This is a genomic window from Paenibacillus sp. FSL R5-0701, assembly GCF_037973995.1.
In the GTDB taxonomy this organism is placed as follows: domain Bacteria; phylum Bacillota; class Bacilli; order Paenibacillales; family Paenibacillaceae; genus Paenibacillus.
Genome location: NZ_CP150230.1, coordinates 4,126,110 through 4,140,313, shown reverse-complemented (window position 1 = coordinate 4,140,313; position 14,204 = coordinate 4,126,110). Strand labels below are relative to the sequence as shown.

Here is a 14,204-nt window from a genome sequence, read left to right as displayed (position 1 = left end):
ACCAAACCCGATCTTTCACATTAAGTTAGTTTCTGTTAAACTAAGATTTAACGTTTTGCGGGGGTGAAGATATTGGATAAGATTAGTCTACACGATGCATTAAAACAACGAATATTAATCCTCGACGGTGCAATGGGGACCATGATTCAACAAGTTGATTTGACTGGCGAAGATTTTGGCGGCGAAGATTTGGATGGATGTAATGAAATGTTAGTGCTTACTCGTCCAGAGCTGATCCAGCGCATTCATGAAGAATATCTGGAGGCCGGAGCCGATTTAATTGAAACCAATACATTTGGTGCTACATCCGTTGTGCTTGCTGAGTACGATATTCAGGATCGGGCACGTGAGATCAACCTGGAAGCAGCCAGAATTGCGAAAGCTGCGGTTGATCGTTTCTCTACACCGGAATCTCCACGTTATGTGGTAGGAGCGATGGGACCAACAACCAAAACACTGTCTGTAACTGGGGGCGTAACGTTCCAGGAACTTATCGACAGTTATTTGGAGCAAGCGCTTGCTTTAATAGAGGGAGGCGTTGATGCGCTACTACTCGAAACCTCACAGGATACCCTCAATGTAAAAGCAGGCAGCATTGGAATTCAGCAGGCCTTCGAACAGAGTGGTGTTACACTGCCCCTGATGATATCAGGAACGATCGAACCGATGGGAACGACCCTTGCGGGTCAGAACATCGAATCCTTTTATATATCCTTAGAACACCTTAACCCAATTTCGGTAGGACTAAACTGTGCTACGGGTCCAGAGTTCATGCGTGATCACATTCGCTCGCTTTCCGGAATGGCATCGGTTGCCGTTAGTTGTTATCCGAACGCGGGTCTTCCGGATGAGAATGGTAATTACCATGAGTCACCGGACTCGCTTGCTCAGAAGATTGGTGCTTTTGCCGAACAGGGCTGGTTGAATATTGCTGGTGGATGTTGCGGGACAACCCCTGCACATATTCGGGCGATGCGCGACAAACTTGCCCAGTACCCCCCAAGAGAAATGAACGGAACACATCCACCAGCATTGTCTGGTATAGAACCAATCTACATTGAACAGGACAATCGTCCATACATGGTTGGTGAGCGTACGAACGTGCTGGGATCACGTAAGTTCAAACGACTCATTGTAGAAGGCAAGTATGAAGAAGCTTCGGAAATTGCTCGTGCTCAAGTGAAAAATGGAGCGCACATTGTTGACGTGTGTGTACAAGATCCGGACCGTGAAGAGTCTGAAGACATGGTGAAGTTCCTTGAACTGGTTGTGAAAAAAGTTAAGGTTCCTCTCATGATCGATACGACAGATGCTTCAGTAATTGATCTGGCCCTCCAGTACTCACAAGGTAAGGCGATAATTAACTCCATTAACCTTGAGGATGGCGAAGAGAAATTTGAGCTGATTACGCCGTTGCTTCATAAATATGGTGGTGCGGTAGTTGTCGGAACGATTGACGAACGGGGTCAGGCGATTAGTCGGGAAGACAAGCTTGACGTAGCCAAGCGCTCTTACGATTTGCTGGTGAACAAATATGGTCTCAAACCAGAAGACCTGATTTTTGATACGTTGGTGTTCCCGGTAGGTACGGGGGATGAACAGTACATCGGTTCAGCCAAAGAAACAATTGAAGGTATAAGAGTGATTAAGGAAGCGATGCCAGAATGTCATACGATCCTCGGTATCAGTAACATTTCATTTGGGCTGCCTGAAGCAGGTCGTGAAGTGCTGAACTCCGTATTTTTGTATGAATGTACCAAAGCAGGTCTCGACTATGCGATCGTGAACACTGAGAAACTTGAGCGTTATGCATCCATTTCGGAAGAAGAACGTAGACTCTCGGAAGAGCTTTTATACAACACAAATGATGAAACACTCGCGGCGTTCGTAGCGGCGTTCCGTAACAAGAAGGTTGAGAAGAAGGAAAAAATCTCGAACCTTTCATTAGAAGAGCGTCTCGCTTCATATGTTGTGGAAGGAAGTAAAGAAGGATTGCTGCCAGATCTCGAACAGGCACTTGCCAAATACACAGCACTTCAAGTGATTAACGGTCCACTGATGCGGGGGATGGAGGAAGTAGGTCGTCTCTTTAACAACAATGAGTTGATTGTAGCTGAGGTGTTGCAGAGTGCGGAGGTTATGAAGGCTTCTGTAGCATATCTGGAGCAATTTATGGAGAAGAACGAGACTTCGGTTAAAGGCAAGATCATTCTGGCCACTGTTAAAGGCGATGTGCATGACATTGGGAAGAACCTAGTTGAGATCATCCTGTCCAATAACGGTTACCAGATCATTAATTTGGGTATAAAAGTACCACCAGAACGTATCATTGAGGCATACCGAGAAGAAAAAGTCGATGCGATCGGTCTCTCGGGTCTATTGGTGAAATCAGCGCAACAGATGATTCTTACCGCTCAGGATTTGCGAACAGCAGGTATTGATGTGCCTATTATGGTTGGCGGAGCGGCGCTAACACGTAAATTCACCAAAAATCGTATCCGTCCTGAATATAACGGAATGGTTGTATATGCAAAAGATGCGATGGACGGTCTGGATCTGGCGAATAAATTGATGAATCCCGTTGCACGTGAAGTGATGCAACTGGAGATGGAAGCAGAAAAAGAAGCTGATGCTTCAAGTGCTGTAGCTGTTCAGGCTCTTCCAGAGCTTACGCGAGTGGAGCGTTCGGATATTGCTGTAGATCATCCGGTTCTTGTACCGCCTGATCTGGAGCGGCATACGATGCGCAACTATCCGTTATCACATATCTTGCCATATGTGAACATGCAGATGTTGCTTGGACACCATCTGGGGTTGCGCGGTTCAGTAGAACAACTGCTTGCTTCAGGTGATAAGAAGGCTACCGATCTGAAAGCAGTCGTGGATGATATCATGCAAGAGGCTGTTCGTGACGGGATTATTCAGGCGCATGCCATGTATCGTTTCTTCCCGGCTCAGTCCAGTGGTAACAGCGTCATTATCTATGATCCAAAGGACACCAGCAATATTTTGCATACTTTTACGTTCCCACGTCAAAAAGTCGAGCCGTTCCTGTGCCTGTCCGACTTCCTGAAGCCTGTTGAATCCGGTCAGATGGATTACGTTGGTTTCATGGTTGTTACGGCCGGACACGGTGTACGTGAACTATCCACTGCGTGGAAAGATCAGGGGGATTACCTCCGCTCGCATGCTCTGCAATCCGTAGCGCTTGAAGTAGCAGAGGGATTAGCTGAACGTGTGCATCATATGATGAGAGATATATGGGGATTCCCGGATTCTGCCCAGATGACCATGAAGCAACGTCATGGTGCACGCTATCAAGGGATCAGGGTATCTTTTGGATATCCGGCTTGTCCGGATCTGGAAGACCAAGGGCCGCTGTTCAAGTTGCTGCAGCCTGAGGATATCGGTGTGGAATTGACGGAAGGTTTCATGATGGAACCCGAAGCTTCCGTATCAGCGATGGTATTCAGCCATCCGCAAGCTAAGTATTTTAATGTAGAGAAGGCATAAATTCAGTAGAGTGTCAGGCAAAGCCCTCCGCATTGTCGGAGGTTTTTTGCTGGCAACAGAAAGAGGTGCGATCCAGAATGGAACTATATTTCCTGGGAACTAACGCTGGTGTACCTACGCTTCAACGGAATGTAACTTCCATTGGGCTACGCATGTTGGATGAGCGCAGAGCTTTGTGGTTGTTTGACTGCGGGGAAGGAACGCAACACCAGATTTTAAGTTCTCCGCTTAAACTGAGCAAATTGGAGAAAATATTCATTACTCATCTGCATGGTGATCATGTATTTGGACTTCCAGGACTGCTTTCGAGCAGAGCCTATCAAGGTGGCACCACACCATTAACCGTATATGGTCCGCCAGGTACGGAACGAATGATCAGTACAACAATGGAGCTTAGCCAATCCCGGGTTAACTATGAGTTGAATATCGTGGAACATACGGGCGGCGTTCTGTTCGAGGATGACAGTTTTATCGTGGAAGCGGCTTTGCTTGAGCATCGGATTGACAGCTATGGATACCGGATTACGGAAAAAGATCGTCCAGGAAGCCTGGACCCAGCCAAACTGGCGGAATACGGTTTGAAACCAGGCCCATTGTTCGGCCGGCTCAAACGTGGAGAAACCATTACGCTGGATAACGGTGATTCGCTTCGTCCAGAAGATGTATTGGGAGCGCCAAAACGTGGTATGGTAATCACCATATTGGGTGATACACGTCCATGTGACAATGTACAGCCTCTTTCCATCAATGCAGATGTGCTTGTGCATGAAGCTACATTCATGCATGATCTGGCCGATACAGCGCATGAGTACTATCATAGTACTTCTAAACAAGCGGCAGAAGCGGCTAGAGCAGCCAATGTAGGGCAACTAATCATGACTCACTTCAGTTCACGCTATAAGGATGAGGATCAACTTCAGCCACTTTTGGAAGAGGCTCAGTCCGTATTCCCGAATACCAGACTTGCAAACGAACACCAGCTTATTCCTGTCGTGCATCGCAAGCAAGAATCTTAACCCTGATTGCGAACCAGTTCACGGTTAAACACGTCATATAAAGATCCGGGTAATTGCACGGGACTGAGGGAGAGGAACTCCCGCGGTCCCTTTTGCAATCTGGTCAGAAAGCGTGTAGGATGGGCAATATGAAGAGGGAAATGATTCAAATTATTTTCCGGGAAAGCGCAGGAAATGACAAGCTTGTACAGAAGACGCGCGAGTTAAACCGTCGGTGTTCGATCCGGTTCGACTTGTTGCGTGCATATGTCAGCAAGCCATTATTTTTTGCCTGAATACATAGGTTCGCGGTCAAGTTCGAGGTAAATGATTAAGGACATGAAATGTTAATGGAATAAAGAAAGGAAGTGCTGTGTGTGATTAAGGCCTATCTGATTGACTTGGATGGTACGCTCTATCATGGCAGACATCGTATCGAAGGAGCCGATCAGCTTATTCGAACACTGCAAGAGCTAGGAAAGCCGTATTTATTCGTAACAAATAATTCTTCCCGTACACCACAAGGTGTGGCAGATCATCTGAACGGGATGGGCATACCTGCCGACGCGTCTCAAGTGTGCACTTCTGCAGTGGCAGCTGCTGAATATGTTGCTGAAGAGTCCCCAGGTGCAACAGTGGCATGTATCGGAGAAGCAGGATTGCTGGAAGCCATAGAAGAAGCAGGACTACAGCTGACGGAAGATGCACCAGAATACGTGATACAGGGGATTGATCGTGAATTTTCCTATCATAAACTGACCAAGGCGCTAAGGTGGATTAATGCGGGATCAAAATTCATCATGACCAACCCGGATCTGCAGCTTCCTTCCGATGATGGACTGACACCTGGGGCGGGGACTCTTGGAGCAGCAATTGAAGCCGCAACTGGAGTTCATCCTACAGTCATAGGCAAACCATCGAGTGTTATAATGAAGTCAGCCATTAGCCGCCGGCTAAACCTGGCGTCTCATGAAGTGGCAGTGATCGGAGATAATATGCGAACCGATATTGCAGCTGGAGTGGCAGCAGGGTGTGAGACACTGTTGGTACTTACCGGTGTGACAACACGGGATAATATGGATGGACACATTCAAGCAGCGAAGGCTCGACCTGATCATGTGTTTGAAGATTTGCATAAATTGATGGAGTGGCTGTCGCAAGAGGCAGACCAAGCTTCCAAAAAGGGGTAATGTACGATGCCGGAACTACCGGAAATGGAAAATTACCGGACCTTGCTGTCCGAGAACATACTTGATCTACTGATTACAGGTGTTGTAATTAACCGCGATAAAACGATAAATACGGAGCCTGATCTGTTCATCAATGAACTTACAGGTAATCGCATCATATTTGTTGAGCGCCGAGCGAAGCATCTGATTTTCCACTTGGCTAATGGTAAACGTCTGGTGCTGCACCTCATGTTGGGCGGTATGATTTTCTGGGGCACTGAAGAAGAACGTCCTGATCGTTCCACACAAGTGGAAATCCAGTTTGGCGATCACATTTTATTCTTTATTGGACTGCGCTTGGGTTATTTACATCTGCTTACTTCGAAAGAAACCGAAGAGGCGATGTCTGATCTTGGACCTGAACCTTTGGATCGACGGATGAATGTGGAACGCTTTGCTTCTCTGTTGAAAGGTCGTCGGGGCACACTTAAGACAACGTTGGTAAACCAGCATATCATTGCAGGGATTGGCAACTGTTATTCGGATGAGATTGCCTTTGCTGCCGGTCTGAGACCAAGCTCCAAAACGCAGAACATTGCGACTTCACCAGAGCTGACGGAGCGCCTGTTCCATTCGATGCAGTCCGTGTTGCGTGAAGCAGCTTCTGAGGGTGGTTATATGGAAATGCCACTGATGCAAGGAGATACGAAGACAGGAAGTTTTGACGAGCAATGTCGGGTGTACGATCGGGAAGGCGAGACTTGTCCGCGCTGCGGGGGAACGATTGAACGAGTGGAAATTACGGGCAAGAAGGCATTCTTCTGTCCGAAATGCCAGCATGAGGCCTAACAGCGGAATCGGGGCACATGTCAGCACGAGAGGTGGATTTCTTCAGGCAGCCAAGAGAGCACATGCAATGGGGGCAACGGCATTTCAGTATTTTCCGAAGAACCCGCGTAGTCTTGGTCTGAAAAGTCTGGATCTCAAGGATGCTGAGCAGTGCAGGGATTGGTGTGAACAGCAGGGACTTGCTTCGATTGCACATTCACCCTATCCCACGAATCCGGCGTTGGGTATGACCCGTGGAGAGGCGGGGTTTCATGCTACAATAGCTTCTATTCGCAATGATCTTGAAATTTCGAATGCTTGCGGTTCTGTTGGGACGGTGGTCCATTTTGGACATATCAAAACAAACGATCCGCTGGAGGGTTATCAGAACCTCATTCATTGTCTGGATACCGCCTTGGAGAATTGGAATGGACATTCAAAGGTACTGATTGAAAATCAGGCAGGTGATCATGGCCCGATGGGCACGACAATGGAAGAAATGATACAGATTCGCAAATTGAGCCGATATCCGGAGCATATTGCTTTTTGTTTTGACACATGCCATGCTTTTGCTTCAGGTTTGTGGGCGTCAGGCAACGAAGCGGTGATGCTCGATAAGGGCAGGATGCTCGGATACTGGGAAAATGTTGCTGCTGTACATTTCAATGATTCCAAATATGCGTCTGGTTCATGTAAGGATAGACATGCGAGAATCGGACAGGGTTATATCGGAAATGAATCGATGAAAGCATTGTTAAATGCGCCTGAGTTCCAAAATGCGGTTGTTGTGCTAGAGACAGAAACGGGCGAAGATGGAACGCACCATGATGATATAGCGCTCATGCGTTCCTGGCTATAATGGGGAGAGGAGCGATTGTATGCATGTTTTTCTGGATGACTATCGGGCGTGTCCGAAAGGATTTGTTCTGGCAACAAATGCAGAAGAGTGCCTGATGCTGCTAAGAGAAGGTGACGTGGACATTTTGTCTCTGGATTATGAGCTTGGTCCGGATTCGCCTAACGGCGGTGAGGTCGCGGCATCCATTGTACGAGAAGGTTTATTTCCGCGCGAGATCTATTTGCATACGTCCAGTATGTTTGGGAAACGCCAGATGTACGAGATGTTATATAGCAATAAACCGGATTCGGTAACCATTCATAATGGGCCAATGACGGGTGAGGTCATGCTGCGTGTTGCTGCGGGAGAAGAAATTTAATGAAGCCAATTACATCCAAAATGTTAATGCGCAGTGTATGGGAAGGCATGCCACAGGCTGTATTTATATATACCCCTTTATGTGGGACATGTGCGGCAGCACGGCGTATGTTAGATGTCGTTGAGCACATGCTGCCAGAAGGTATTTTATCCGAAATGAACATTCATGACATTCCTGAACTTGTACAACAATTTCAAATTTCAAGCGTACCAGCAGTGATGCTGTTTGACGGCCAGTTAGATGTTCCAAAAATGGTTTATCGGATGAGCTCTGTGGAGCATTTGCTCTCGGAGATCCGAAAGGCGGTGCTGAAATGAGTATAATCTCGATGGAACATGTCTCACTTAGACGAGAAGAGAATCAAATCTTGGATGACGTACATTTGCGTATCGAACAAGGCGAACATTGGGTTATTCTGGGCCGGAATGGTTCTGGAAAAACAACGTTACTCGAAATGATGAACGGATATATGTTTCCAAGCCAGGGACGTATTGAAGTACTCGGTAATTTGTATGGACAATGTGACGTCAGGGAAGTACGTAAGGAAATCGGTTATATCAGCCAAACGTTGATTGAGAAACTCACACCCAGAGATCCGGTATGGGAGGTCGTCGCTACAGGAGCTTATGCTTTTTTGCGTTTTTATCAGACAATTCCTGATGAAGTAAAAGCAAAGGCAATGAGTTTGTTAGGTGACATGGGTTTTGCCAATCTGGCTAACAACGCGCTGGGAACGTTATCCCAAGGGGAGCGTAAAAAAGTCATGCTTGCTCGTTCGTTAATGGCTGAGCCAAAATTGCTGATTATGGACGAGCCTTGTGCCGGACTGGATTTATATGAACGTGAGAAAATGCTGGCTGAGATTGATCGTCTGCGCCAGCGTAACATTACAGTTGTGTATGTAACACATCATGTTGAAGAGATCGTACCTTTATTCACGCATGTGGCCTTGATCCGCGATGGACGTATTGCGGCAGCTGGCCCCAAACATGAAGTTTTGACACAAGATACAATTAAGCATACGTACGATGTTCCGGTCGATATCCAGTGGGATAATGGTCGTCCGTGGATACGCGTACGTTCTGGAGGGTAACACAATTTGAGTACACAATCGTCTTGGGAAGAAGGCAACTTCTCCCGTTTTATCTGCACAGCCAATCATGGCTTTGCCCCTTATGCTCAGGAAGAGTTGCGCCGTACGTTTGGTGCGGTGAAGAGCACGGTACTCGTACCAGGAGAAATATTGCTTGCGGGTCTGCCTGTAGCGGAGGAAGAAGTTGCAGATAAGCTGTGGGCAGAGTATCCAACGTTTTTACGTCATATTCAACCTGTTCAGTTTCAGGAGAATACAGAAGATTCGGAGCAGTCTATTGAGAAATTGATTGCATTTGTGTTGAATCATAAGGAATTGACTGGTGCCTCTGTCGTGCTGCAGGTACGGAAGACAGAAGGGGCGTTTTGGCAAGAAAATGCAGCCTCATTGAAGCAACTGCTGACTGAAAAGCTGGATGAGCTAGGTTGTGAATGGGTTGTACGTGATGCTGAATATGTCATTTCCGTATTTGCTGCGAATGATATGTTGTATGCTGGTATATCCAGACCTGAACAGAATCTGTCAGACTGGAGCGGGGGCGCCGTACGTTTTCAAAAAGAAGAAGGACAGATCTCGCGGGCAAAGTTCAAATTGCTTGAAGCCGAGCAAACGTTTGGCATCGACTTTACTTCATTCCATAAGGCACTTGATATCGGCGCTGCACCAGGTGGATGGACCTCGTTCCTGCTTGAGCGCGGGCTTGAAGTAACGGCGGTAGATCCGGCGAAGATGGATGCAACCCTGCTGGCATCACCCAAACTGACTTTCTTGAAAAAGAATGCAGGGGATGTTCGTTTCCGCGAAGGAGAATTCGATCTGCTCGTATGTGATATGAGTTGGAGTCCGAAGCTGATGAGCCGACTTGTATCAGACCTTCTATATAGTCTGCAACCCGGGGGGACAGCAATTGTTACCGTGAAACTGTTGCATAAAAAACCGCTCGCGCTCATTAAAGACGTCATTGATACGTTTGAGCGTTCACGGATGCAGATTCAACGTTCCAAGCAGTTATTCCATAACCGCGAAGAGATTACACTTTATATGGTCAAATATTAAGAAATTGATTCGATTAAGCTTATTAAATTTTGTGCTTTACAAACTATTCCTGTCTGTACTATAATGATACCAATATTAACCATAACAAACCTGAGGGAAAGCATCCCGAAGTGAACGAAACCGGATATCCGGTCTGTTCTTCTTCGGTGAAGCTTTCCCTTTTTTGTTGTGTATTGAAGGAGGAATTGGTATGAGACATCCGGCCAGGCTGGAACGCGGAAGCCTGCTGGGAGGTAGATATCGTATCGTATCCATTCTGGGAACAGGCGGAATGAGCCATGTATACGAGGCGGAGGATCTGAAGTTGCCGGGCAAGTTATGGGCAATTAAAGAAAGCGTAACGATTATGCCATATGAAGGCAGTATGGAGACGGAAGCCGCTCTTCTGACATCTCTTCGTCATCCAAGATTGCCGCAAATCGTTGATTTTTTTGTTCCGGATGAAGACGGGTACACATACTTGGTGATGGAATACATCGACGGGTTAACGCTCAGTGAGTATTTCAAGCAGTGTCGTGGGAAGATCCCAATGGAGCAGTTGACGGAGCTTGTACTTCAATTGCTGGATGTGTTGAGTTATTTGCATAATCTGAATCCACCTGTGATCTATAGGGATCTGAAACCATCAAACATCATGATCACGCCGGAACATGAAGTAAGATTAATTGATTTTGGCATCGCCAGAAGTTACAAACCGCAAAGTGCTGAAGATACCGTTAAGTTGGGAACCGCTGGTTTTGCCGCTCCAGAACAGTATGGCGCGGGTCAGACCGATGCCCGTTCAGATCTATATGGACTCGGAGCATTGCTGCTGTATCTTATGACAAGTGGGGCCTATACGGAATGGATTCAGGGTGTGGAAAGCTCTATCCGGAGTGATGTTCCGCGGACATACATCCCTGTGGCGAGAAGACTGTTAAGGTATAATGCCGAAGAGCGATTCCAATCTGCTGATGAGGTAAGGAAGGAACTGCTCCGAATACCCGGCGGAACAATGCCTGGTGGAGATACAACGATGACCTTGAATGGGGGAACAAGAGTTATTGCCCTGACTGGTGCTTCATCTGGTGTAGGGGTTACCCACACGGCTATAGCTATCAGTCATTATCTCGAAAGGCAAAACTTCAAAGTAGCTGTGATTGAAATGTCACCTCGCTCTCAATCCTTTGCAAGGATTCAACAAATCGCTCAAGCGGGTAAACCGGTGCCAGCAGGCAGACAGTTTGCAGTGGATGGTGTGCATTATTGGAAACAATCCGGGCGAGCGGATATTTTGTCTTTGCTTGGGGGGAGTTATCAATTCATCGTGATGGATCTTGGTAGTGGTCAGGACCAGAACCGGCTGGAAGAATTCCTGCGTGCAGATCTGCCGATTGTGATAGGCTCAGGTGCCGAATGGAGACAGGCGGAGATTGGCGCTTTTGTTCGATCACATCATCGGTATCCACGAGAGAAATGGATATATTGTCTGCCCTTGGCAGCAAGTGAAGCTGTTCAGCGCATTCGTAAAGTTCTGGATACATCGAGTGTATATAGTCTGCCGTTACATATCGACCCTTTTGACAAGGACGCACAGACGGATAGAGTGTTTTCACATATTTTAATGCATATGATGGCACAACACCCCAAGAAACGTTCGTTCTTTTCACGAAGGAAAGTGCATGATTAGAAGAGATTACGAAAGGAGAGCCTCTTTTGTCTAAATTAAGAAAACAAAGCCGTCAACTGATCTATGCCGGACTTATCGGAGCAGGAGCCGTAGGGTTGGTGTTCGGAGGATATGTTATTTACAATGTCAAAACGATGGGGGATGTCAGGTCAGCTGTAGAAGCCCGTTATTTATCGGCATATGAGGAAAAGGAAGCTGAATTAAAGCAACAATGGGATTCGGGAGCACAAGGATGGGTTACGATTCGGGATATTGAAGCAGGTGAACCGATATTACCGGAGGATCTGAAGCTCATTGCTGTTCCGGATGCACAAGCACCGCGAAACCTCTGGTCCAGTACCAAGCAGATGGAAGGCCAAGTGGCCAAAATAGAGTTGAAAAAAGGAACAGCCATTACCACCGAGATGGTGTATGAGGATGTACCGGCTCCGCCTGATTTAAGAAATCGAGAGCTGCAAGTTGTATTACTGCCGTCCTCACTCGTTAAGGGAGATATTATTGATGTTCGTATCCAATTCCCTACCGGACAGGACTATGTTCTCTTATCGAAGAAAAAAGTGGAACGACTCAATGCAGCTACCTTATGGATTACGATGACGGAGGAAGAGATTCTGTCACTCTCAAGTGCAATTGTAGATGCCTATTTACATAAAGCTTCAATCTATGCCTTAACCTATGTAGAACCACAGTTTCAGACACCTGCAATCGCGACGTATCCTGCCAATTCAGAAGTGTTAAAACTGCTGGAGAGTGATCCGAATATTGTTCGACGAGCCGAACAGGAATTATCCAGACAGGTGCGAAGTTCGCTTGAAAGTTCACTGGCCGCCTCCATGACAGCACCGTCAAAAGGGGTTGAACAGGATGTGGCACAATCCTCAGTTACATATAACAGTCGTCCATCATCAAATAATCCGGCAACGTCGGATGGAGTGATGTGGAATGATGGTTCAGGTAACGGAGCAGGAGCTAATGCTGGAAGTGTAAATGATCCTGCTGAAGCTTTACAAACAGAACAGCAGAGCTTGTTAACGGGTGGAGAATAGAGCGAAATCCGAGGTTTACTTTAGGATAATTCAGATAACAAGGGGTTTAAGAAAAAGAAAGGAGTTGTAACATCTATGCATACATGGATCTTTGCGGGTTTATGTGAGAAGAATGATCTGATGTTATATCTTTGCAAGATATTGGCTTCAACAGGCAACAAGGTCTTACTCGTAGATGGAACCCTACAACAGAAGTATGGGTACGGTGTTGGTGACAGTCAACAGTCTTTGCGAATTGCGGAATTTGAGGGATTTGATATCGCTTGTCATTTTGTCACTTCAGCAGCTGTAGAGAATCATCTTGAAGTAAATGGAGAGCGATTGGACAGTTATGACTATGTGTTATATGACATGGAGACCTCGCATTTTGCATCCCGTAATCTCTGGCTGAATGCCGATGTAAGAGTCTGGGTGAGTGATTATGAGCGTTACAATCTGGAACGTGGTAAGGGCTGGTTGAAGCGGTTGCTTGAAGAACAGTCATTACCTGGTGAGCTGCCATTTCAGCGGCTCTTAATTAACGGGGTTGACTGCAAGCTTGAAGCTCGTTATCTGTGGGCGTATCTGGAGGGCAGTCCGTTTGTGTGGACAGGAGAATCTTTAGTTCTTCCGTGGGATGAGTTAACAGCGGCGGTTAAGCTTGAGAATGAGCATCATCGCCGAGTTCATCTTGGACCTTTGTCACGAAATTACAAAAAATCGTTGTGTCGCGTGGTCGAGCAGTTAACAGGTTGGGAAAGTGTTCGCAGTCGTCGTGCGATGAAAGAAGCAGAGAGGATGAGAGCATGAGCACCATTACCTTTTGGAGCCCTTTTGCAGGAACAGGTTGTACTTCAAGCACATTAATTAGTGCTTATGCGATGGCACTCCACTACAGGACAAGAGTGTTACTTGTTAATGCAGGCGTTGCAGGAACTGGCACAGAAGCTGCTCTACCGTCCAAAGATACGGATTCAGCGGATTTAATGTTCTCCTTCGAAGAGGGTGGCTGGGATGCGATTGAACGGCTGCATTCGAGCGGAAGTCTGAATAAGCACAATCTCAGGGATTATACCAAGCCACTTCTGAAAGAAAGACTTGATTTCCTAACCGGAAGAATGGATGAGATGGAACGTTCCCCGCAGGAACATGGTGAGACTGTGAAAAAGCTGCTGAATGTAGCTAACGAGTATTATGATCTGGTTCTTCTGGATGCGGATCATGCTGGTGTGGATTCACAGCTCAAGCTGCAACAGGCGGACTATGTTGTAATTAATCTCGATCAAAATATGCGAAATCTGGAGTTGTTCTTTGAAGAGATCCTGCCAGAACGAATGAACAATATGAATATACATGTTGTAATTAACAAATACGATTCGCATGCCCGTGCAACGCTTTCCAATATTCGGCGCCAGTTCAGATACAAAGGCACGATATCTGCGATACCGTACACAACCGGATACCTGGATGCAATGAATCGGCGAGATGTCGCCAGGTACTTGCAGTTGGAAAGTTTGACTGAGGATAAGGATATTCGTAAAGGGAGCTTTGCTGCAAGCATGAGCGAACTCGCTCGCCTGATTATGGACGGTGCAGGTATGCGCACAGTTCTGAAGAGGCTGGAAAGGGGAGCCTGAAC

The 14,204-nt window shown here is 46.8% G+C and carries 13 protein-coding genes; all 13 read left to right on the top strand.

Going from position 1 to position 14,204, the window contains the following annotated elements:
- Positions 1 to 72: 72 nt before the first annotated feature.
- On the top strand, positions 73 to 3,513 hold the full coding sequence (metH, locus tag MKZ13_RS18200) for a methionine synthase (protein WP_339177154.1): 3,441 nt from the start codon (positions 73 to 75) through the stop codon (positions 3,511 to 3,513).
- A gap of 77 nt (positions 3,514 to 3,590) precedes the next feature.
- Positions 3,591 to 4,529: a ribonuclease Z gene (gene rnz, locus MKZ13_RS18195; protein ID WP_221821679.1), complete on the top strand. Its 939-nt coding sequence runs from the start codon at positions 3,591 to 3,593 to the stop codon at positions 4,527 to 4,529.
- 356 nt (positions 4,530 to 4,885) lie between these two features.
- On the top strand, positions 4,886 to 5,698 hold the full coding sequence (locus MKZ13_RS18190) for a TIGR01457 family HAD-type hydrolase (protein WP_339177151.1): 813 nt from the start codon (positions 4,886 to 4,888) through the stop codon (positions 5,696 to 5,698).
- 6 nt (positions 5,699 to 5,704) lie between these two features.
- Complete coding sequence (locus MKZ13_RS18185; RefSeq protein WP_221821675.1) at positions 5,705 to 6,526, top strand: DNA-formamidopyrimidine glycosylase family protein; 822 nt, start codon at positions 5,705 to 5,707, stop codon at positions 6,524 to 6,526.
- Positions 6,516 to 7,364 (top strand): deoxyribonuclease IV, encoded by an 849-nt coding sequence (locus MKZ13_RS18180; RefSeq protein WP_221821674.1) that lies wholly within the window; start codon positions 6,516 to 6,518, stop codon positions 7,362 to 7,364. The genes MKZ13_RS18185 and MKZ13_RS18180 overlap by 11 nt, the downstream gene beginning before the upstream one ends.
- 19 nt (positions 7,365 to 7,383) lie before the next feature.
- Complete coding sequence (locus MKZ13_RS18175) at positions 7,384 to 7,722, top strand: cyclic-phosphate processing receiver domain-containing protein (RefSeq protein ID WP_237174855.1); 339 nt, start codon at positions 7,384 to 7,386, stop codon at positions 7,720 to 7,722.
- Positions 7,722 to 8,039 carry a thioredoxin family protein gene (locus tag MKZ13_RS18170; protein WP_221821669.1) on the top strand — a complete coding sequence of 106 codons (318 nt, stop codon included), beginning with the start codon at positions 7,722 to 7,724 and terminating at the stop codon, positions 8,037 to 8,039. The genes MKZ13_RS18175 and MKZ13_RS18170 overlap by 1 nt, the downstream gene beginning before the upstream one ends.
- Positions 8,040 to 8,041: 2 nt before the next feature.
- Entirely contained in the window at positions 8,042 to 8,815 is a 774-nt protein-coding gene (locus MKZ13_RS18165) for an ATP-binding cassette domain-containing protein (RefSeq protein ID WP_221821791.1), read from the top strand.
- Between the two features lie 6 nt (positions 8,816 to 8,821).
- The gene (locus MKZ13_RS18160) at positions 8,822 to 9,871 is read left to right on the top strand and encodes an SAM-dependent methyltransferase (RefSeq protein ID WP_237174857.1); all 1,050 of its coding nucleotides are present in this window, start codon (positions 8,822 to 8,824) and stop codon (positions 9,869 to 9,871) included.
- A gap of 190 nt (positions 9,872 to 10,061) precedes the next feature.
- Complete coding sequence (locus MKZ13_RS18155) at positions 10,062 to 11,540, top strand: serine/threonine protein kinase (protein WP_339177144.1); 1,479 nt, start codon at positions 10,062 to 10,064, stop codon at positions 11,538 to 11,540.
- A 26-nt stretch (positions 11,541 to 11,566) separates the two neighbouring features.
- Positions 11,567 to 12,586 carry an SAF domain-containing protein gene (locus MKZ13_RS18150; protein WP_221821664.1) on the top strand — a complete coding sequence of 340 codons (1,020 nt, stop codon included), beginning with the start codon at positions 11,567 to 11,569 and terminating at the stop codon, positions 12,584 to 12,586.
- Positions 12,587 to 12,661: 75 nt separating this feature from the next.
- Positions 12,662 to 13,375 (top strand): hypothetical protein, encoded by a 714-nt coding sequence (locus MKZ13_RS18145; protein WP_221821662.1) that lies wholly within the window; start codon positions 12,662 to 12,664, stop codon positions 13,373 to 13,375.
- Positions 13,372 to 14,202 carry a hypothetical protein gene (locus MKZ13_RS18140; RefSeq protein WP_339177140.1) on the top strand — a complete coding sequence of 277 codons (831 nt, stop codon included), beginning with the start codon at positions 13,372 to 13,374 and terminating at the stop codon, positions 14,200 to 14,202. The genes MKZ13_RS18145 and MKZ13_RS18140 overlap by 4 nt, the downstream gene beginning before the upstream one ends.
- Positions 14,203 to 14,204: the final 2 nt, after the last annotated feature.